The organism is Mesorhizobium sp. M1078 (genome assembly GCF_040318615.1).
GTDB lineage: Bacteria > Pseudomonadota > Alphaproteobacteria > Rhizobiales > Rhizobiaceae > Mesorhizobium.
The window spans coordinates 18,756-36,285 of sequence record NZ_JAMYMP010000045.1 but is presented as its reverse complement, the minus strand read 5'-3'; the positions used below and the strand labels follow the sequence as shown (position 1 = coordinate 36,285).

Below are 17,530 nucleotides of genomic sequence, written 5' to 3'. Positions count from 1 at the left end.
TTCGGCCGTCGACTGAAGACCCTCAAGGGCCTCACGCCCTTTGAATACATCTGCAAAATCTGGACAAAAGAGCCCGAACGATTCAGGCTCGATCCAACCCATCAAACCTTGGGACTAAACACCTAGAGCGTTTCAGATTTTGACAGAAGCGTATCCAGCGTTTGCGAAGTAGTTTCTGCATTCATTGGGTTGGATGGTTGATACGAGGTGGCCGATGTGTCGCCAGGTGTCGTCGATGGTTCGCTTCTGGGCGGCTCGCATCCAGTGTTTGATCTTGGCGAAGGCTTGCTCGATTGGGTTGAGGTCGGGCGAGTATGGCGGCAGATACCAAAGCCTGGCGCCTGCGGCGCGGATCATCTGCCGGATGGCGGCCGACTTGTGGGAGCCAAGATTATCCATGACGACGATGTCGCCGGGCTGGAGCACTGGCACGAGCTGCTGCTCGACATAGGCCCGGAAGCTCTCGCCGTTGATCGGTCCATCGAAGACGCAAGGGGCAGCAAGACGGTCGAGCCGCAGGGCGCCGAGGAAGGTCAGCGTGCGCCAGTGGCCGTGCGGAGCAAAGCCGCGCAGGCGTTTGCCGCATGGTCCCCAGCCGCGCAGCGGTGCCATGTTGGTCTTGATCCAGGTTTCGTCGATGAACACCAGCCGTTCCGGATCGAGACCCGCCTGCCAGGAACGCCAGCGTTGTCGTCGGCGGGCAACATCGGCGCGAGCTTGCTCAAGGGCGAATAGCGTTTTTTTTGAACCGCAATCCTTCGCGCCGCAGGAAATGCCATACCGTGTCGTGCGAGACCTTCACACCGCGCGCCGCAAGTTCGTCCTTCAGCCATGCAGCGACAGATGCGACGTCTGGTTGATCCGTTCCACGATGAACGCCCGGTGCGGCTCCAGAACACGCTTGCGGTGGCCGCCCATCTTACCCGGTGCCACAGACCCATTCGCCCGATAGCGCTGCGACCACTTCACCGCCGACGAAACCGCCACGCCAAAACGAGCCGCCACCGAGCGGCAGCTCTCGCCAGCCTCGATCGCGCCAACAACACGCTCACGTAGATCGTTCGAAAGGGGAGCCGTCATCTGATGCTGGCCTCCGATCCAGCCAGCATCTTGAATCACAAAACCACTCTCACGGGAATCCCGCAGATTCAGTCAAAATCTGAACTGCTCTAAGCGTCCATTCAAGCGGCTCGTGATCTGGTTGCTCGTGCCACATCACTTGACGGAAGTCGCGGCGGTCAACCTGCTGGCCGCATATCGGGCCAAAGGTCGAAACGGTCTTGTCCGTCTGCCGGCGAATGTGGTTTGCCGGGGATGCGTGGGCCAAGGGCTGCTATTCTGGTCATGCTCGAACGAACACGATTCCGCGGCAAAAGTTCCGTCAGTTTGGTCTTCTCAGTTGGTGAAAGACATCGCACCAAAAGCGGAAGTCATTTGGTCGGCCGTCGAAATGTGCCTCCAAAGCGCAGTGCGCCACGGCGGTCGGCGCTTCAAGCCCATAGAGTTCGATCGCAGATTGAGCGGCCTGACCTTGGTCGACGAGATCGGCAATCTTCAAAGCCGTAAATCAGCGCTCCGCATTGCGAGCCTTCCGGTATGAGTTCCGAGCCTAAGACGCTCCTGAGTAGGCTTTTCGCCCTTATTATTTTCTCTGCCGCCGGCGCCACTGTCTATTGTCGGTGGCGAGGCCGCTGCCACCTTCTGAGCGGGCGAGCGATGGAGTGCCTTCGACGGTGAAGACGATTCCGGCGTCTTCAAACGCTTTGCGGATCGCCGCGATGTTGTGGGGACGCGATTTCCTGAATCCGTTCTCAAGATCGCTGATGGCCATTTCGCTAAGATCTGCCTTTGCGGCAAGTCGCACACGCGACCAGTTCAGTAGGGCTCGTGCTGCTCTGGATTGATCTGCTGAGAGTACGGTTCGGCTGTCCATAAACAGTCGAACATTCAATATCGCTTAAATGTTCCTCTTGACCTTCTGCGATTTCTAACGGCGTGATGCCGGCCTCTCGGGTAACGCGGCGGGGTTTTCCAATAACTTTGCGGAACGCTGATCGTCACGCCGCAACGTCTTCTTTTTCGGCTTGGTCTTCTCAACCAGATCTGGCCTTTTCGCTATCAGGTAGTCAGCCTTGTTCGTTCGATAGTCTTCTTTGTGGATGGACATTTCTACAATCTCCATTGTGGAGATCAACGCGGCTGGAAGCCGACAAGGTCGATCCGAACGGCGCACCGTCCTAATACGAGTCTTGTCGACCATACCAGTCGTCGACGTCTCGCCGCACGCGATCCTTCTCAATGCCGTAGCGTTCCTGGATCGTACCTTCGAGCTGATCGCGGTTGCCGGCTATGCGGTCGAGATCATCATCAGTGAGCTTGCCCCACTGCTCCTTGACCTTACCTTTGAATTGCTTCCAATTTCCTTCGACGCGATTCCAGTCCATGATGGCGATCTCCTTTCGTTGTCCTTTCGAATAACGGTCGTATGGCTGTCAGGTTCCGCTGCAGGTAAGCGCGCTTGCTTGTGATCTAGCAATGGAACCTAATGCCCGTCGACCGCATGTGTGCGCCGGCCTTTTCCGGTTTGGGAACACAGCCGGCCTTTTGCCGTTGGTCTGGAACAGCTTCGCAAGGAAATGCACGTGCTCGCCGATCCGGGCATCTGGGTCGCGTTGGCGGCTGTGTTCATCCCTTATGGAGTCGGTGTCGCACTGCTTCTGAGGGTAGCCGGTTGATGGACCTGCCAGCGCTGCTCTGGCGTCAGATGAGCGGATTTCCATAGAAGCCGCCTCAACTTGGCGGCGGGGGGTCTTCGCGTTCGGCCATCTGTTCCAAGAGCTTCCTTGACGCAGCCAGGACGCGGCGTACGTGGGGAGTTGAGTTCGCCGACCATATCGATGGCGAAGGCGCCGGACAGGGCGCCACACGTCTTGGCGGGGCGCTCTGAGGGCGTTGGCGATGTCATCGAAGATCGCTTCCATCGGTCGAGTCTCGAACGCCGAACCTGTGAATCCCCTGTTTGTTCCGTCAAAGTCTAACGATCAGGGAAGCGCCATTGAAAGCACGTGCAGTAACGGTTGATTCAACCATTGCTGGTAAATTGTGAAATGTGGGTGGCGGCTCCGACAGTTCGGGGTGGAACTCAATGCCGAAGCCGCCTGCGCAGCCAAGGTTGGGGTTTGACCGCGCCGTCCTATAATGGGACAGCGCGGTCAACGATTCGTTAAAACGTTCTGGAACTAATTAAGCACGCGCTAATTGACTCGCGGTCTCGGGAGTCAGTGCATGCGTGAAGTTCATTCCTCCGATGGTGCCGATTTTGGCGGGACAGGCCTCCCGAGGGCATTGCACAGCGTCACGTACCGGCCGCCGCCTTCGTCTTCCCTCTTCTTAGAGATCCGCCATTCGTTGGGCGAGTGGGTTGTTCGCATCATAGGGAGGAACGGTGAAACGTATTCCCGAGCATTCGAATATGAAGCAGATGCCGTCGCTTTCGCTGGCGATCAGTCTTCTCGTCTAGGATTGGAAGCTCCCCCGAAGCGAGCAACTTGACGAAATCAGCGAGAGACGCGCTGAAGCAGAGCGACTATCTGTTTCGCGGTCTCGTCGGTCCCGATCACTGGCGACTGTCGTGCGTCATCTTTCTGTATGATCGATGACGCCTGTTCGGGGGTGGTATCATCCTCCAGGTCGAACTCACGGACTCCGATGGGGGTTCTTGCCTTACATCTCACACATGGATTTTTGGTGCGAAGCCAATTCATAGTGATTGGGCCGACGTGCGGCCTGATTGAAGGTCAAAAGCTACTTCGGCGGCTGCGAACAGCCTAGTCTATGACCTCGCCACCGAACAGCCGGAACCTAAGCGCTTAATGGAGCTTAAGGCTCCATGAGTACACGCGGTATCAATTTCCTCGATCGCTGGGATCGGCAACAATCTCCCCGAAACGGCGAAGGCCGACACGGTTTCGATAAGTGAGTACACACACAAATTGTACGCCGACGCTAAGGCGCTCGGGATCAGGCGCGAAGAGATCGACGAAGAAGTTGACAGCCTATATCGGACGCTGGTCGATGCGCCTTCGGAACTTACCCCCCCTATAAATTAGCAGGGGAGGCACGGCATTCTTCAAGCCGTCGCTCTTATCCTTTCCCGATAGCTTCACCGGACATCGCGCTGGCCGACACCTTCTTGCGCAATGCCGCAGTGTGCCTCGATGGCGCTGACCGGGCGGCGGATCTGGGCAGGCGCAATGCGGCCCTTCACGCCATCGCCATCGCCATTGAATTGCTCCTGAAGTCGCATCTTCTCAGAACAGCGACCGACGATCGCTGGAATCGCCGCCATATCGGGCACGATCTCGGCAAGGCCGCTCGTTACGCCGAGAGAGCTGGATTGGGCCTGCCACCGCAACTGCACAGCGTCATCGCCCAGCTTCATCCTCATTTTCAGCGTGGCGGCTTCCAACGGGACCCAGCGCGTTCATGGCCGTCCGGTTTATCGCTCGACGCCCGCCACATCGCGCGGCGGCTTGCTCAGACTCTCATGGAACATAAGCGTCGCGCTAACGACGCCGCTGCTCCTGACTTGAAGATGACCCCACCCCCGCGATCCATTGCGCTGATCCTTGGTCCAGCCGACGGCCTGACGCCATCAACCCGCAAGGGGTCGGACTACGCGAAGCGTGCCGCCGCTCCGGCTTCGCCTTCGCGGTGATTGCGGCCATCCGCCGAACACATCGGGCGCCTGTCAGCGGGGGAGGGTCCTCCGCTTCAAACAGGAGCCGGATCGATGTCCCTCGCCGACGCGCATGCCTTCGCCTTCAGCCTCGCCGCCACCCTCATGGTCGCCATCGTCATCTTTCGTGCCGGCGACGGCACTCTCTCGGTCGTGCCGGCGAACGAGTATGACGGCGACGACACCGCCATCATCGGCGAAATCGACCGTTCGCCCCAGGACGGGGCTAACATTGCCGCTGGCGAAACAGAGCTTTGGCATCTCGCCGGTGCTTTTCGTTGCTATGCTCTGCGCGGCGTTGCGGTGGTGGTGGAAGGCGCAATCGCCAGAGCTATTCTCGGAGACACCACCATGATCATCCTCGGCATGTTCGTTTGTATCGCGGCCATCGGCATCCTGTGCTGGTTGCTCTTCACGCTTGCTATCTTCGCCCTTCCGTTGTTCGCAGGGGTCAGCGCAGGTACGTGGGCATTCAACACCGGCGCCGGCTGGCTTGGCGCGATCCTCGTCGGCATCCTGGCAGCCGGGTTGACGCTCGGCGTCGGCCAAATCCTCCTCGGCGTTATCAGCTCCATGTGGGCGAAGCTGGCGATCACGCTTGTCTTCGTCGCGCCTGCGATGGTTGCCGCTACCATGCCACCCATGGCATCGCGAAGCACATGATGCCTTCGGAAACCTGGCAGGTCGTCTTCTCCGTCATTGGCGCGACCGCCGTCGGCGTCACGGCATATCTGCGGGTCGCGGGCATGACGTCAGCCGACCAATCCGGCAGGGACGTGGTTCGAGCCTAGACCCCCGCGGGCGGCGCAGGTGGACCAGACCGACGAAGGCCTAGCCTCCTCATTATCGGTGGTTGGAGCAATCGGGTTCCATGCCAGGATCGAGCAACGGCCACGTGCCGGCGCGGCCCCGTCTATGGCCTTGGACTTTCTTCAGTCGATGCCCATGGCAGACCGACCAGTCGGTAGCAGGACGGCAGCGGGCGGTCGCGGCGGCGTTGCAGGTGCGCGGAATCTGTGCCTGGAATGCGAGGGCGATGCGGTGAAGCCTGTAGCGAAGTGCAGGAGGCGCGTTGCATGCCAACGTCTCCGTTGGCAATCTGTACCAAGAGCGCTCCAAACGGCCTCTTCAATGGGCTGATCTGGCCGAAGGACGGCTGAAGCCTCGACCGCCTAGCCGCAACGGCGCGTCTCGACTTTCTTCCCCTGCCGGCGCCCACCCCATGCGGCAAGCGCCTGGGGACCCCGAGCGCCGCCATTCCTCGCGAGACAAGAAAGTCGTTCTTGCGCCGTCCTCCGCTTTGCTCCGGTCGCAAGCGATGCGTCGTCGGTCGCCTCCGGCCAACCGATCGCCATCGAGGCCGCATGGTGCGGGCTCGGAACAGAAAACGGAGACTTACAATGGCTACCATCGGCACCTTCAAGAAGTCCGCCTCGAACGAATTCACCGGTGAAATCGTCACCCTCAGCGTCCAGGCCAAGAACGTGCGCATCGTCCCAGACACACGCGCCACTGGCGAGAACGCTCCCAGCCACCGAGTGCTGGTCGGCCGCGCCGAGATCGGCGCCGCATGGTCGAAGACCTCCAACGAGGGCCGCGACTACCTGGGCCTCAAGCTCGACGATCCGAGCTTCAACGCCCCGATCTACGCCAATCTCTTCGACGACGAGGAAGGTGAGGGTTTCTCGCTCATCTGGTCCCGCCCGAACGCGCGGCGGAGCGACTGAGGACCCGCGCAGGCCCCGGCCGGAAGGCCGGGGCCTCTTCCGCGGACGGTCCGGTTCGGTTCACTCAAGCCGAGAGCGATGCCGAAGCCGCATCGCCTGATGCTGATCAACCGGCCTCCGTTGGCAGAATTGTTCTGTAAAATGCAGGCTTTCACTCTGGGAAGACGAGGCAAGCGATGATCGATCCATTTGACGAAACCGCGCCGACCAGTGACGAACTCACCGAATACGATCGGGAACACGTCAAGCTCTATGTGCGCCTGCTTGACGCCGCCGACGACGGCGCGGACTGGCGCGAGGTGGTCGAAATCCTCTTCGGCATTGATCTGACGAAGGAGCCACAACGCGCCCGGCGCATCCACGACAGCCATCTGGCGCGAGCGCGCTGGATGGCGCGTGCAGGCTACCGTCATCTCTTGCGTCGACCCGGCAACTAGCACCACAGCGCCTGTGGTTCGCGGGTGATGCCGAAGTGGCATCACCCGATGCCCGGCAAGGGTCTTCCGCCAATCGCTACAACCCGGAATCGTTTGGAGGCGGGGTCTACGCGTTGTTTGCGAGGAGCTCTTGGATGAGGCCGGATACGTCGCATTGGCGAGACAATGCCAGCTATGATTATTTTGATACATTACCTATCGAAGGGCTCGCCTGGGAGTGTCTGCGGCGTCACCAACCCTATCAACGGCACTACCAAGCGCTCCTTACCACAAGATCCGAAAAAGCACCCTTCCACCCTGAGGCACAGCGGCAGTGGGGGTTGCGATTTCCCGGCCACGCCGGATTTGTCCGCCTTGGCGCAAGACGTTCTGTGGTCGCCTGACGTCGATCCAGCTGTGGTTTCTCTCGTGCCGGCGCCGGAATTCCTGTCTTCCTTGCGATCGGCGCCGTTGACCGGCCTGGGCGTGCTCCGCGACAGCCCGGAAGGACGTCACACTGTCCACAGTGCAGGTGTCGCGACCCAACTTCTCCTTCTGCCCGGCAGTGACCCGCACAGCCACCTGGCGGCGCTGATCCCATTGGATGCAGAAACGTTGGGACGGATCGAAGCACTCACCCGTTTCTGGCGCTCCTTGCAGGGGCGCCCCACACCTTCGGACACCCGTATGACCCCACAGCAGCGCCGCCGGTTTCGTCTGATGATGCAGGCCGCAGATGCCCGTGCCAACGGCGCGAGCTACCGCGACATTGGCGTCGCCCTTTACGGGTCTGAGCGCGTCGCCGCTGATCCCTGGAAGACCTCCGCGCTGCGCGATGCGGTGATCGGTCTCGTCGAAGGCGCCACCGCCATGATCGGCGGCGGCTATTTGCAAATCCTGCGTCATCGCCGCCGATCCTAGCGGGGTCTGGCCGCGCAAAGGGGTGGAGTTTTAGCCCCCCTCAATTTCCCCATCCCTGACGAAGCTTACTCTCCGCCACCGTGGTCTCCGTCCACCGCTGAACGCCAGCGGTTGCCCGAAACCCCACGGAGGTTCGACCCATGCGACCCGATATCGCCGTTTTGCCGCCGCGCTTCCTGCGCACCAAGGAAGCTGCGGATTTCCTCAGCCTGTCCGCCCGCACGCTCGAAAAGCACCGGACCTATGGCACTGGTCCTTCCTACCGAAAGCTCGGCGGCCGCGTCGTCTATGCCGTCGACGACCTTCAGGCCTGGGCCGAACGCGGCGCCGTCACCTCTACATCCGATCCGCGTGGGTCGGTCCTGCCCGCCAAGCGTCACACACCGACGCCGCCGGTGCATGGCGGACGATACGCACGCTGACCGCGCGCGGATTTCCAGATGGTGGCGCGAAACCAATCCCTTTCGGACCGCGGGCAGCTCGACCTTTTCCGGGCGCTGCCTGGCGACTTCGCCCCACGAGACGCGCAGGATCTCATGGCCTATCCGTTCTTCTCCCTTTCCAAGACCCATCGCATCACCCCGATCGATTTTGCCGCCGGCGACGTCACGATCCGGGTCGAGGCCGTACCCGATCATGGCATGGCGACCATCTGGGACGCCGACATCCTGATCTGGGCCGCGAGCCAGATCGTCGAGGCGCGTGACAGCGGGCTTCGCACCTCGCGCCTTATGGCCGCAACGCCCTATGAGATCCTTACCTTCGTCGGCCGCGGCAAGAGCCTGCGCGACTATCAGCGCCTGAAGGCGGGGCTTGATCGACTTCAGTCGACCACCGTCTCGACGACAATTCGTCAGCCCGCCGACGGCCGGCGTCACCGCTTCTCTTGGATCAATGAGTGGCAGGAGCGCATCGACCGCCATGGCAAGCCCGCGGGGATCGAGTTGATCGTCCCCGACTGGTTCTACCGGGCGGTCCTCGATGACGCGCTCGTGCTGACGATCAATCGGGCCTATTTCGACCTGACTGGCGGGCTTGAGCGCTGGCTCTATCGGCTGGTGCGCAAGCATGGCGGACGCCAGCGCGACGGCTGGCGCTTCGACTTCCGTCACCTTCACCAGAAATCCGGCAGCCTGTCGCCCTACAAGCGCTTTGCCTTCGAGCTGCGCGACATCATCCGCCGCCAGCCGCTGCCCGGCTACACCCTTGCGCTGGAAGTGGAGATTGGCGGCCGGGTTCTGCTTGCCTTCGAGCGGATCGGCTCCTGTGGAAGGCCTGTGGACGGCCTCGTGCTATCGGGAACCGGACCTATCGTGCCATCGGGAACCGCAGGCTCGTGCTATCAGGAACCCAAACGGGGCCTAACCCTAGGAAACCAAAGCCGAAATCCCGCCCTTAACTTAGACTCTAACCCAGACTCTAACTCTGAAGAGCGCGCGCGCGATGTGCAGAGGCTCGTCCGGCGAGCCAGCCACGCACTCAGCGTAACCACCAACAACACCCCCAAAACGTCGACGGTTTCTGGCGGTCGCAACACGGCAACCAGCGTCTCTGACGCCCCGAATCCGCCTCTTGATCCGCGCTCGAAAGCCACCCGATGATCGCCGCACTCCGCAATCAAAAGAGCCATGTCGGCAAGGCAACTTTGACGCTGCTTCTCGCCGGTGAATTGACCTGCAAGGGAAGTCAGTTCGCGACCTTCGTCGTGCGCCCGACCACCGACATGACGACTCAGGAGCGCGCACGCATCGCCGCTTTCGAGCACGACGTCCTCGTCGCCAACACGCTGCCCGCGAGGCTCGCGCGCGCATTTCCCACCGCATCAGGAGAGCCGAAATGACTGGCACCGCGGCTCCCCGCATGCGCGACGCGTTCCCGGCCATGCACCACGCTCGCGACGAACTCGTCCATGTCGAACTGACCTGGGTCGAGAAGAGGATCGAGAACTGGATACGGTTCGGCACGCACGCCCACGAACAGATCGTCGATCGTCGCCGGCGCATCCTGTCCTATCGTCCTGGCGCGGTCTTCGCCTTCGTGCGATGGGCCGCGAACGACTTCGGAACGATCATCTCACGCATCGATATCGTGCGTGCGGTATCACGTGGCGAAGCCTATCAGACACTGCCCTTCGTGCGGCCTGGCGGCGACATCCTTCTGAAGGTCGAGAGCTGGCCCAAGGTCGAACGCGTGCTGCAGGCGATCGACGCCATCCAGCGCCTCGACATCGAGCCTGAGTTGGTGTCGCCCGATCATTGGCGGCACATCCACAACCGGATAACCGCAGGCCACGAGCCGCGCAGCTACACACTCGACCAACATCGCGCCTTCCTGCTGCGCAAGAGGACCGAGCCGTGACGCGCGCCGGGATCATCCTCGCCAGCGTTGTCGCAACCATGGGCGTCGGCTATCCCGGCCTCACTTCGATGCCCACGAAGCTCATCTGGAATGCGTCAGCCAGCGCACCGATCGGCTTCTATACGATCGACTTTCACGGACCGTTCGAGGTCACCGATCTTGTCGCCGTCGACGCCCCCGAGCCACTCGCGGCGTTCCTCGCCAATCGCGGCTATCTGCCGAGGGGCGTGCCACTCTTGAAGCGCATCCTTGGCGTTTCCGGGCAACGAGTCTGTCGCTCGAACCTCACCATCACGGTCGACGGTATCGAGGCGGGCGCGGCGCTCGAGCGTGATCGGGCCGGCCGTGACCTGCCGGTCTGGCAGGGCTGCCGCCGCATCGCGAGCGGCGAAGTCTTCCTGATGAACTGGCAGGTCCGCGACAGTCTCGATGGACGCTACTTTGGCCTCCTCGCCACCAGCCAGATCATCGGCCGCGCCGTCCCACTGTGGACGGACGAGGGCGGCAACGGCCGCTTCGAATGGCGCGCGCCAATGCGGTGAGCGCGCGACCGGCGGCGCGCGTCGTGCCACCAGCCTTCATCACCGCACCACTGAAAACAGGAGCCTGACATGCAACAGATCGGAGAGTTCACGCGCCAGAAGACTGGCTATAGCGGGCACATCCACACGCTCAGCCTCAACCTGGATATCGCCATTGTGGCGGCAGAGGCGAGCGAAACGGAGAATGCGCCTGACTACCGCGTTCACTCCGGAAGCGAGGACGGCCCCGAGATCGGCGCCGGCTGGAAACGCTCCAGCGAAAAGGCCGGCGACTGTGTCTCGATCCAGCTCGACGACCCGACCTTCGCGCAGCCGATACGCGCGAACCTCTTTCGCAATGGCGAGGACAAGACTTCCTGGTCGCTGCACTGGGTGCGACCGCGCGACCGCAGCGAGAAGGATTGAACGATGCGCGCTCGCCGTCCGTCGACGAGCCATCACGGTGCGCCCGGGCCGTTTCGTGCTGCCCGGCGCATGGTTATGCTCCTCCTTTACGGCCTGTCCGTCGCGACCGCCATGCCGGTGGAGACCTTGGCGCAGGAAACACCTCTCACACGGTCGTCCCAACGCGATCCGTTCGGCGCGCATATCGCAGAAGCCTCGCACCGCTTCGGCGTTCCGACCGCGTTGATACGCGCCGTCATGCGCAACGAGAGTGCGGGTGATGTGCGCGCCGTCTCCAGCGCGGGTGCCCGCGGCTTGATGCAGATCATGCCCGGCACATGGGATGATCTGCGCGCCCGCTGGTCGCTTGGCCGCGATCCGTTCGATGCCCGGGACAACATCCTGGCAGGAACGGCGTATCTGCGCGAACTGCACGATCGCTTCGGCTCGCCCGGGTTTCTGGCCGCCTACAACGCGGGACCTGCACGCTACCAAGCCTACCTCACTGGGCGTCCGTTACCAGCCGAGACCCGCGCCTATGTCGCAGCACTTGCCCCTCTGATCGGTGAAAGCGAGGGTATGCGCCCTTTCGCCGTCACCTCTGTCGAGGCGATTCCCTGGAAGCGCGGCTCACTCTTCGTCGGTCAGCCGGATCGCATACAGGCTGTCGCTCTCGTGCCGGGCGAGCGACAACCAAATGACGCGAGCTCCGCACCCACCGTGCGCGATGTCTCCGCCATCGTGCCGCTGTCCGAAGGCCTCTTCGTGGCGCGAGCGGGCGAAGGGATCCAGCCATGAGCGCGCCTGGGCGTCTTCGCGCAACCGCAAGCTCTAGCGCACCGTGGGGTGGATGGACGCGAATGGTGGGCAGAACAACCGGAAGATGGCGAGATAAAAGGCCGCGAGGTGCGGCGTCGGTCGGTCGTGTTGTTTCAAGAGGTTATGTGGCATTTCCGCGAGGTGCGAAGGTATCGCGCACCTCGCCGGAACACCGTTTTCCCCGTGATTTTCGTGTCTTGACACGATGTGCGGATCTTCGCCATGAACGGTGAGGATGGTTTCCGAATCCGGCCCGGCCGCATCCGCTCATCGGGCGCCCAGCGGGCCAGGCCCTTCATCGCGCAGGCGCTTGCCGCCGCCCAGAAGGCCGGCGCCCGTATCTCTCGCTCTGGCCGGATCAGTCCGGGCAATCGCTCGAACTTCGGGCGTGGCCGCACGGCGAGCGTGCGCGCCAATCGTCTCCTCACCGGCCGCTCGCGAGCCGTCATCATCAAGACGCGGCTGGTGCGTCATCACGCGCGGGCAGCGCCGCTTGCCGCCCATCTCACCTATCTTCGCCGCGAGGGCGTCACCCGTGACGGGGAGAAGGCAAGGCTGTTCGGGCCGGAAGGCGGCGAGGTGGATGGCGGTGCTTTTGCCGCGCGGTGCAGCGATGATCGCCACCACTTCCGCTTCATCGTCTCGCCCGAAGATGCCATCGACATGGCGGACCTCAAGTCCTTCGCCCGCGATCTGATGGGGCAGATGGAAAAGGACCTCGGCACAAAACTGGATTGGGCGGGCGTCGATCACTGGAACACCGACAATCCGCACCTTCACATCATCCTGCGCGGCCAGACTGATGACGGGCAGGATCTTGTGATCTCCCGCGATTACATCAAGGAGGGGATGCGCGCCCGCGCCGCGGACCTCGTTACCCAGGAGCTCGGCCCGCGCACCGATCTCGACATCCGCCGCAATCTGCAGCGTCAGGTCGAAGCCGAACGCTGGACCCAGCTTGATCGGCAGCTTGTTCGCGATGGCCGCGACACCGGCGTTGTCAATCTTGCGTCCCCTGCGAACGCTCAGCCCGATGAATATCACGTGCTGAAGGTCGGGCGGGTGCGCAAGCTCGAAACCCTTGGCCTTGCCGAACAGGTCGGCCCAGGCCAATGGATGATCGACGAAAAGGCCGAGGCGACGCTGCGCGAGCTTGGCGAACGCGGCGATATCATCAAGCGGATGCACCGCGCCTTGACAGAACAGGGCATCGAGCGCGGCGCGGCGAACTATGTGCTGGCGGCGGAGCGCCTCGACACGCCGGTCGTCGGTCGGCTGGTCGACCGCGGCCTCGATGACGAGCTGAAGGGCAGCGCCTACGCGGTGGTCGATGGCACCGACGGTCGCACACATCACATCAAGCTGTCCGATCTCGAGGCTGCGGGCGACAGCGCTCCGGGTTCAATCGTCGAACTGCGCAGGTTCCATGACGCGCAGGGGCATGGGCGCGCAGCACTCGCTGTCCGTTCCGATCTCGATATTGAGCGGCAGGTTACCGCCGCCGGCGCGACTTGGCTTGACCGCCAGAATATTGCCCGCGAACCGATTGCGCTGTCGGAAGGGGGCTTTGGCGCCGAGGTACGGCAGGCAATGGAGCGCCGTGCCGATCACCTCGTACAACAGGGCCTGGGCGAGCGGCATGGCCAACGCATAAGCTTCACGCGCAACCTGATCGAGACGCTGCGTCGCCGCGAACTGGAGGCGCTCGGCGAAAAGCTCTCGGCCGAAACCGGCCAACCTTTCAACCGCGCCCGCAGTGGTGAGTTTGTGGCCGGTTCCTACCGGCAACGTTTCACGCTCGCCTCCGGCCGCTTCGCCATGATCGATGACGGCCTCGGGTTCCAACTGGTGCCTTGGACGCCGTCCCTGGAAAAACATCTTGGCCGCCACGTCTCTGGCGTCGCTCGCAATGACGACGGCATCGACTGGAGCTTCGCCCGCAAGCGTAGCCTCGGCCTCTAACCTCATGTTGAAGAAAGGACCGCTTCTATGTCCGCCACCAAAATTCTCTGGGGCCAGATCCTCGCCGTCTTGATGATCGTACTGTTCACGACCTGGGGCGCGACGGAGTGGGTGGCCTGGCGCCTGGCATTCCAGCCCGAGCTCGGCAGGCCATGGTTCCGTGTCCTGGGCTTTCCGTTTTACCTTCCGCCGTCCTTCTTCTGGTGGTGGTATGGCTTCGATGCCTACGCGCCGTCGATCTTCGTGGAGGGAGCCTTTATCGCGGCTTCCGGCGGTTTCGCCTGCGTCGCCGTCGCCATCGGCATGTCGGTCTGGCGGGCACGCGAGGCCAAGAAGGTCGAGACCTACGGCTCCGCCCGCTGGGCCGACAAGCAGGAGGTCAAGGCAACGGGCCTTCTCGGCTCGCATGGAGTGGTGCTTGGGCGGTTTGACGGCGCCTATCTGCGCCACGATGGACCGGAGCATGTGCTGTGCTTTGCGCCCACACGTTCGGGCAAGGGTGTCGGCCTGGTCGTCCCGTCGCTGCTGACCTGGCCGAGCTCCGCCGTCGTTCACGATATCAAGGGCGAAAACTGGCAACTCACCGCGGGCTTCCGCGCCATGCATGGGCGGGTCCTGCTGTTCGATCCCACCAATCCCAAATCCTCATCCTACAACCCGCTGCTCGAGGTGCGTCGCGGCGAATGGGAAGTCCGCGACGTTCAAAACATCGCCGACATCCTGGTCGATCCCGAAGGCTCGCTCGAGAGGCGAAACCATTGGGAGAAGACCAGCCACGCCCTGCTGGTCGGCGCGATCTTGCATGTCCTCTACGCCGAGCCGGACAAGACACTCGCCGGCGTCGCCGGTTTCCTTTCCGATCCGAAGCGTCCGATCGAATCGACGCTGTCAGCGATGATGAAAACCGCGCATCTGGGGCAGGCTGGTCCGCACCCGGTCATCGCCAGCGCCGCGCGAGAGCTCTTGAACAAATCAGACAACGAACGCTCCGGCGTGCTGTCCACCGCCATGTCATTTCTTGGCCTCTATCGCGATCCTGTCGTGGCAGAGGTCACGCGCCGCTGCGACTGGCGCATCAGCGACCTTATCGACGACGAGCATCCGACGACACTCTACCTCGTCGTGCCGCCGTCCGACATCAATCGGACCAAGCCGCTCATTCGCCTGATCCTCAATCAGATCGGCCGCCGCTTGACTGAAGATCTGCAGGTCAGGGCGAAAGGGCACCGGCTGCTCCTGATGCTCGACGAGTTCCCGGCGCTTGGCCGCCTCGATTTTTTCGAATCGGCGCTCGCCTTCATGGCCGGCTACGGGCTGAAAAGCTTCCTGATCGCTCAATCCCTCAACCAGATCGAGAGGGCGTACGGCGCCAACAACTCGATCCTCGACAACTGTCATGTCCGGGTAAGCTTTGCCACCAATGACGAGCGCACCGCCAAGCGCGTGTCCGACGCGCTGGGAACAGCGACCGAGATGAGGGCCATGAGGAACTATGCCGGCCACCGGCTGTCTCCGTGGCTCGGTCATCTCATGGTCTCCCGCTCGGAGACGGCTCGCCCGCTGCTCACGCCGGGTGAAGTCATGCAGCTGCCGGCGACCGACGAGATCGTCATGGTCGCGGGTGCTCCGCCGATCCGCGCCAAAAAGGCGCGCTATCATGAGGATGCTCGCTTCCGGGAACGTATCCTGCCGCCGCCGCTGCTGAGGGCGGCGGCGGAGGAGGGGAGGCCGGACGACTGGACGAACCTGCCTCTGCCTTCTCGTCCGCAGATTGTTGAAGCCATGTCGGCGCCGTTGGCCACGGATGACGACACAACTGATTCCGAGCGTCGTCGGCAACCCGAGCTCAGTCGCGTCGAGCAGGTCGTGAAGCCTTCGACCGAGAACGAATTCGAGATCGATCACCTGGATGACGTGGAGGACGAGGTTGCCCGCAACCGTCGACTGACGCGCCTGATGCAGGGCGTTGCGCGGCAGGCGTCGCTCGACCCCGGCGACGGCGTGGATATGTGAGGCTCCCATGGTAAAGCCACCTCGCAAGCAACGCCTGTCCGTCTATCTCGATCCGAAGGTCATGAGCAGGCTGGCCGAACATGCGGCGCGCCGTGATTTTTCACGGTCGCTCGTCGCGGAGGCGGCAATCGAGTCGTTCCTCTCACCCGATGCCGCCGAGCGGCAGGAGGCGGCGATCACCAAGCGGCTTGACCAGCTGGACCGCCGTATGACGCGCCAGGAGCGCGATGTCGCGATTGCCGTGGAGACGCTCGCTGTTTTCGTCCGCTTCTGGCTGGCGACAACGCCGGCTTTGCCCGAGCCCGCGGCACAGGCAGCCCACTCCAAGGCTGGCGAGCGCTATGATGCCTTCGTCACCGCGCTCGGCCGGCGCCTGGCGAGAGGTCCAAAGCTTCGGCAGGAGATCTCCGAGGACATCGATGGCGGTCTGGACACACACCAGCCCGGCACGCCCGCGCGCTGAACGGACTGGCGGACCGAGATTTTGCAAGCATCGATATGTCAAGCATATCAAAGTATTGTAACGATATGTTGTCATGGAACTCGCGTTGCCAACCTGTCGGGGGGTTTGGCAGACAAGAGCTAGACAGCCGCAGGGCAGGGTCGCTGATACGGGAACCATGTTGGGCGCGAAATCCGCAATTCAAGATCCGTGATTGCATGAGGGACCACGCCTTTATGAGCTTCTAGAAAAAGCAGCCGTCTGAGCCGAACCAGTTATCTCAGTGGCTAGGCGGTGTCAGGATCTTTTCGTTGAAAATTATAGTCTGTATGCTATAAGGCAAAGGGCGAATGAAAAACCAAAAGCTCACGGTATGGATGGGATCGTCGAAGGATGACCTGCGCGAGTTTCCGGTCGATGTTCGCCGGTTGATGGGTGTCGCAATCAACGACGCCCAGAATGGTGAGGAGCACCCGGCTGTCAAAGCCCTGAAAGGGTTTGGGGGCCGCAGCATCCTCGAGGTGGTCGACGACTTCGACGGAGATACCTACCGCGCCGTCTACACCGTCCGCTTCGCTGGCGTGATCTACGTCCTTCATTGCTTCCAGAAGAAGTCGAAGAGGGGCAGGGAGACACCCAAGCATGAAATCGATCTCGTCACAGTACGATTGAAGGCGGCCGAGGCGCACTATCGTGAAAACTATGGGAAAGGAACAAAGTCATGACGGAAGACATCACCGCCGAAGTGAGCAGCGGCAACGTGTTTGCGGACCTCGGCTTTGACAATCCCGAAGAGGAATTGCTCAAGGCCAAGCTGGCCCGCGAGATCCGCGCCATTATCAAGCGCCGGCGCCTGACCCAGGCGAAGTCGGCTGAACTGCTCGGAATGAAACAGCCCGACGTCTCCGCGATCGCCACAGGGCGAACGGGTAAGTTTTCAATAGACAGGCTGGTTCGCTGTCTGGACCGGCTCGACTACAAGGTCGACGTGGTGGTTCGCCACAAGCCTCGACGGTCAACTCGTGCTGAAGCCGCGTGATCTGACGGCTTTACCGACGAGCGCACAATTGACGGCGAGCGCCGCCCTTGCCTGAAGATCGCCGGCCTTGATCACAGGTCGGCACCGCCAATCTCCTGTATTTGCACGCTACGCCACTACGCCTCGATATAGGTGTTGAAACCACTCGAGATGCGGCTCTCTTAATCAT

General features: G+C 62.2%; 21 protein-coding genes and 4 pseudogenes. 20 read left to right on the top strand and 5 right to left on the bottom strand.

The window, feature by feature from the left end:
• Positions 1 to 126 (top strand): annotated as a pseudogene (locus tag NKH38_RS30405) (IS481 family transposase); the annotation flags it as partial.
• Positions 127 to 132: 6 nt separating this feature from the next.
• On the opposite strand, the pseudogene NKH38_RS30400 reads toward NKH38_RS30405, so the two are convergent.
• A pseudogene (locus NKH38_RS30400) lies at positions 133 to 1,098 on the bottom strand (IS630 family transposase).
• A gap of 94 nt (positions 1,099 to 1,192) precedes the next feature.
• On the opposite strand from NKH38_RS30400, the gene NKH38_RS30395 reads away from it, so the two are divergent.
• Positions 1,193 to 1,600 (top strand): hypothetical protein, encoded by a 408-nt coding sequence (locus NKH38_RS30395; RefSeq protein ID WP_156936055.1) that lies wholly within the window; start codon positions 1,193 to 1,195, stop codon positions 1,598 to 1,600.
• 42 nt (positions 1,601 to 1,642) lie between these two features.
• On the opposite strand, the gene NKH38_RS30390 is transcribed toward NKH38_RS30395, so the two are convergent.
• The 3 genes from NKH38_RS30390 to NKH38_RS30380 all read right to left on the bottom strand — a co-directional run bounded on the left by NKH38_RS30390 (position 1,643) and on the right by NKH38_RS30380 (position 2,444).
• Positions 1,643 to 1,933, bottom strand: coding sequence for a helix-turn-helix domain-containing protein (locus NKH38_RS30390; protein WP_031203328.1), 291 nt, complete (start codon positions 1,931 to 1,933; stop codon positions 1,643 to 1,645).
• A gap of 54 nt (positions 1,934 to 1,987) precedes the next feature.
• Complete coding sequence (locus NKH38_RS30385; RefSeq protein ID WP_023697507.1) at positions 1,988 to 2,167, bottom strand: hypothetical protein; 180 nt, start codon at positions 2,165 to 2,167, stop codon at positions 1,988 to 1,990.
• A gap of 70 nt (positions 2,168 to 2,237) precedes the next feature.
• Positions 2,238 to 2,444 (bottom strand): CsbD family protein, encoded by a 207-nt coding sequence (locus tag NKH38_RS30380; protein ID WP_023690464.1) that lies wholly within the window; start codon positions 2,442 to 2,444, stop codon positions 2,238 to 2,240.
• A 1,445-nt stretch (positions 2,445 to 3,889) separates the two neighbouring features.
• On the opposite strand from NKH38_RS30380, the pseudogene NKH38_RS30375 reads away from it, so the two are divergent.
• A pseudogene (locus tag NKH38_RS30375) lies at positions 3,890 to 4,109 on the top strand (DUF768 domain-containing protein).
• A gap of 53 nt (positions 4,110 to 4,162) precedes the next feature.
• Here the strand turns inward: NKH38_RS30375 and NKH38_RS30370 are convergent.
• Positions 4,163 to 4,441, bottom strand: a complete 279-nt coding sequence (locus NKH38_RS30370) for a hypothetical protein (RefSeq protein WP_023694917.1) — start codon at positions 4,439 to 4,441, stop codon at positions 4,163 to 4,165.
• A gap of 648 nt (positions 4,442 to 5,089) precedes the next feature.
• Between NKH38_RS30370 and NKH38_RS30365 the strand changes: the two are divergent.
• The 17 genes and pseudogenes from NKH38_RS30365 to NKH38_RS30285 all read left to right on the top strand — a co-directional run bounded on the left by NKH38_RS30365 (position 5,090) and on the right by NKH38_RS30285 (position 17,361).
• Positions 5,090 to 5,529: pseudogene (locus tag NKH38_RS30365) on the top strand (hypothetical protein).
• 609 nt (positions 5,530 to 6,138) lie between these two features.
• On the top strand, positions 6,139 to 6,465 hold the full coding sequence (locus NKH38_RS30360; RefSeq protein ID WP_023816712.1) for a DUF736 domain-containing protein: 327 nt from the start codon (positions 6,139 to 6,141) through the stop codon (positions 6,463 to 6,465).
• 176 nt (positions 6,466 to 6,641) lie between these two features.
• Complete coding sequence (locus NKH38_RS30355) at positions 6,642 to 6,902, top strand: DNA -binding domain-containing protein (RefSeq protein ID WP_352765109.1); 261 nt, start codon at positions 6,642 to 6,644, stop codon at positions 6,900 to 6,902.
• A gap of 134 nt (positions 6,903 to 7,036) precedes the next feature.
• The gene (locus NKH38_RS30350) at positions 7,037 to 7,285 is read left to right on the top strand and encodes a transcriptional regulator domain-containing protein (RefSeq protein ID WP_084013101.1); all 249 of its coding nucleotides are present in this window, start codon (positions 7,037 to 7,039) and stop codon (positions 7,283 to 7,285) included.
• Positions 7,248 to 7,802 carry a DUF2285 domain-containing protein gene (locus tag NKH38_RS30345; RefSeq protein ID WP_352904739.1) on the top strand — a complete coding sequence of 185 codons (555 nt, stop codon included), beginning with the start codon at positions 7,248 to 7,250 and terminating at the stop codon, positions 7,800 to 7,802. The genes NKH38_RS30350 and NKH38_RS30345 overlap by 38 nt, the downstream gene beginning before the upstream one ends.
• Before the next feature lie 140 nt (positions 7,803 to 7,942).
• Positions 7,943 to 8,224 carry a helix-turn-helix transcriptional regulator gene (locus NKH38_RS30340; protein WP_352624394.1) on the top strand — a complete coding sequence of 94 codons (282 nt, stop codon included), beginning with the start codon at positions 7,943 to 7,945 and terminating at the stop codon, positions 8,222 to 8,224.
• A gap of 18 nt (positions 8,225 to 8,242) precedes the next feature.
• The gene (locus NKH38_RS30335; RefSeq protein ID WP_352765113.1) at positions 8,243 to 9,403 is read left to right on the top strand and encodes a replication initiator protein A; all 1,161 of its coding nucleotides are present in this window, start codon (positions 8,243 to 8,245) and stop codon (positions 9,401 to 9,403) included.
• Complete coding sequence (locus NKH38_RS30330) at positions 9,400 to 9,642, top strand: hypothetical protein (protein WP_352765115.1); 243 nt, start codon at positions 9,400 to 9,402, stop codon at positions 9,640 to 9,642. The genes NKH38_RS30335 and NKH38_RS30330 overlap by 4 nt, the downstream gene beginning before the upstream one ends.
• Entirely contained in the window at positions 9,639 to 10,160 is a 522-nt protein-coding gene (locus NKH38_RS30325; protein WP_352765117.1) for a DUF2840 domain-containing protein, read from the top strand. Before NKH38_RS30330 ends, NKH38_RS30325 begins: the two co-directional genes overlap by 4 nt.
• A complete protein-coding gene (locus NKH38_RS30320; RefSeq protein WP_352765119.1) occupies positions 10,157 to 10,702 on the top strand; it encodes a S26 family signal peptidase in 546 nt (181 codons plus the stop codon). The genes NKH38_RS30325 and NKH38_RS30320 overlap by 4 nt, the downstream gene beginning before the upstream one ends.
• 69 nt (positions 10,703 to 10,771) lie before the next feature.
• Positions 10,772 to 11,107, top strand: a complete 336-nt coding sequence (locus tag NKH38_RS30315) for a DUF736 domain-containing protein (RefSeq protein WP_352765121.1) — start codon at positions 10,772 to 10,774, stop codon at positions 11,105 to 11,107.
• 3 nt (positions 11,108 to 11,110) lie between these two features.
• Complete coding sequence (locus NKH38_RS30310; RefSeq protein WP_352765123.1) at positions 11,111 to 11,884, top strand: lytic transglycosylase domain-containing protein; 774 nt, start codon at positions 11,111 to 11,113, stop codon at positions 11,882 to 11,884.
• 243 nt (positions 11,885 to 12,127) lie between these two features.
• The gene (locus tag NKH38_RS30305; RefSeq protein WP_352765125.1) at positions 12,128 to 13,867 is read left to right on the top strand and encodes a relaxase/mobilization nuclease domain-containing protein; all 1,740 of its coding nucleotides are present in this window, start codon (positions 12,128 to 12,130) and stop codon (positions 13,865 to 13,867) included.
• Between the two features lie 27 nt (positions 13,868 to 13,894).
• Positions 13,895 to 15,880 (top strand): conjugal transfer protein TraG, encoded by a 1,986-nt coding sequence (locus NKH38_RS30300; RefSeq protein ID WP_352904736.1) that lies wholly within the window; start codon positions 13,895 to 13,897, stop codon positions 15,878 to 15,880.
• Between the two features lie 7 nt (positions 15,881 to 15,887).
• On the top strand, positions 15,888 to 16,343 hold the full coding sequence (locus NKH38_RS30295; RefSeq protein WP_023673519.1) for a ribbon-helix-helix domain-containing protein: 456 nt from the start codon (positions 15,888 to 15,890) through the stop codon (positions 16,341 to 16,343).
• Positions 16,344 to 16,699: 356 nt separating this feature from the next.
• The gene (locus tag NKH38_RS30290) at positions 16,700 to 17,047 is read left to right on the top strand and encodes a type II toxin-antitoxin system RelE/ParE family toxin (RefSeq protein ID WP_031203332.1); all 348 of its coding nucleotides are present in this window, start codon (positions 16,700 to 16,702) and stop codon (positions 17,045 to 17,047) included.
• Entirely contained in the window at positions 17,044 to 17,361 is a 318-nt protein-coding gene (locus tag NKH38_RS30285) for a helix-turn-helix domain-containing protein (RefSeq protein ID WP_006338687.1), read from the top strand. The genes NKH38_RS30290 and NKH38_RS30285 overlap by 4 nt, the downstream gene beginning before the upstream one ends.
• Positions 17,362 to 17,530: the final 169 nt, after the last annotated feature.

What these genes read in the sequence shown, in the direction of transcription:
- NKH38_RS30390 (WP_031203328.1), bottom strand. Translation starts at nt 1,933, where the DNA reads ATGGACAGCCGAACCGTACTCTCAGCAGATCAATCCAGAGCAGCACGA.
- NKH38_RS30385 (WP_023697507.1), bottom strand. Translation starts at nt 2,167, where the DNA reads ATGTCCATCCACAAAGAAGACTATCGAACGAACAAGGCTGACTACCTG.
- NKH38_RS30380 (WP_023690464.1), bottom strand. Translation starts at nt 2,444, where the DNA reads ATGGACTGGAATCGCGTCGAAGGAAATTGGAAGCAATTCAAAGGTAAG.
- NKH38_RS30370 (WP_023694917.1), bottom strand. Translation starts at nt 4,441, where the DNA reads ATGAAGCTGGGCGATGACGCTGTGCAGTTGCGGTGGCAGGCCCAATCC.
- NKH38_RS30360 (WP_023816712.1), top strand. Translation starts at nt 6,139, where the DNA reads ATGGCTACCATCGGCACCTTCAAGAAGTCCGCCTCGAACGAATTCACC.
- NKH38_RS30355 (WP_352765109.1), top strand. Translation starts at nt 6,642, where the DNA reads ATGATCGATCCATTTGACGAAACCGCGCCGACCAGTGACGAACTCACC.
- NKH38_RS30350 (WP_084013101.1), top strand. Translation starts at nt 7,037, where the DNA reads ATGAGGCCGGATACGTCGCATTGGCGAGACAATGCCAGCTATGATTAT.
- NKH38_RS30340 (WP_352624394.1), top strand. Translation starts at nt 7,943, where the DNA reads ATGCGACCCGATATCGCCGTTTTGCCGCCGCGCTTCCTGCGCACCAAG.
- NKH38_RS30335 (WP_352765113.1), top strand. Translation starts at nt 8,243, where the DNA reads ATGGTGGCGCGAAACCAATCCCTTTCGGACCGCGGGCAGCTCGACCTT.
- NKH38_RS30330 (WP_352765115.1), top strand. Translation starts at nt 9,400, where the DNA reads ATGATCGCCGCACTCCGCAATCAAAAGAGCCATGTCGGCAAGGCAACT.
- NKH38_RS30325 (WP_352765117.1), top strand. Translation starts at nt 9,639, where the DNA reads ATGACTGGCACCGCGGCTCCCCGCATGCGCGACGCGTTCCCGGCCATG.
- NKH38_RS30315 (WP_352765121.1), top strand. Translation starts at nt 10,772, where the DNA reads ATGCAACAGATCGGAGAGTTCACGCGCCAGAAGACTGGCTATAGCGGG.
- NKH38_RS30310 (WP_352765123.1), top strand. Translation starts at nt 11,111, where the DNA reads ATGCGCGCTCGCCGTCCGTCGACGAGCCATCACGGTGCGCCCGGGCCG.
- NKH38_RS30305 (WP_352765125.1), top strand. Translation starts at nt 12,128, where the DNA reads ATGAACGGTGAGGATGGTTTCCGAATCCGGCCCGGCCGCATCCGCTCA.
- NKH38_RS30300 (WP_352904736.1), top strand. Translation starts at nt 13,895, where the DNA reads ATGTCCGCCACCAAAATTCTCTGGGGCCAGATCCTCGCCGTCTTGATG.
- NKH38_RS30295 (WP_023673519.1), top strand. Translation starts at nt 15,888, where the DNA reads ATGGTAAAGCCACCTCGCAAGCAACGCCTGTCCGTCTATCTCGATCCG.
- NKH38_RS30290 (WP_031203332.1), top strand. Translation starts at nt 16,700, where the DNA reads ATGGGATCGTCGAAGGATGACCTGCGCGAGTTTCCGGTCGATGTTCGC.
- NKH38_RS30285 (WP_006338687.1), top strand. Translation starts at nt 17,044, where the DNA reads ATGACGGAAGACATCACCGCCGAAGTGAGCAGCGGCAACGTGTTTGCG.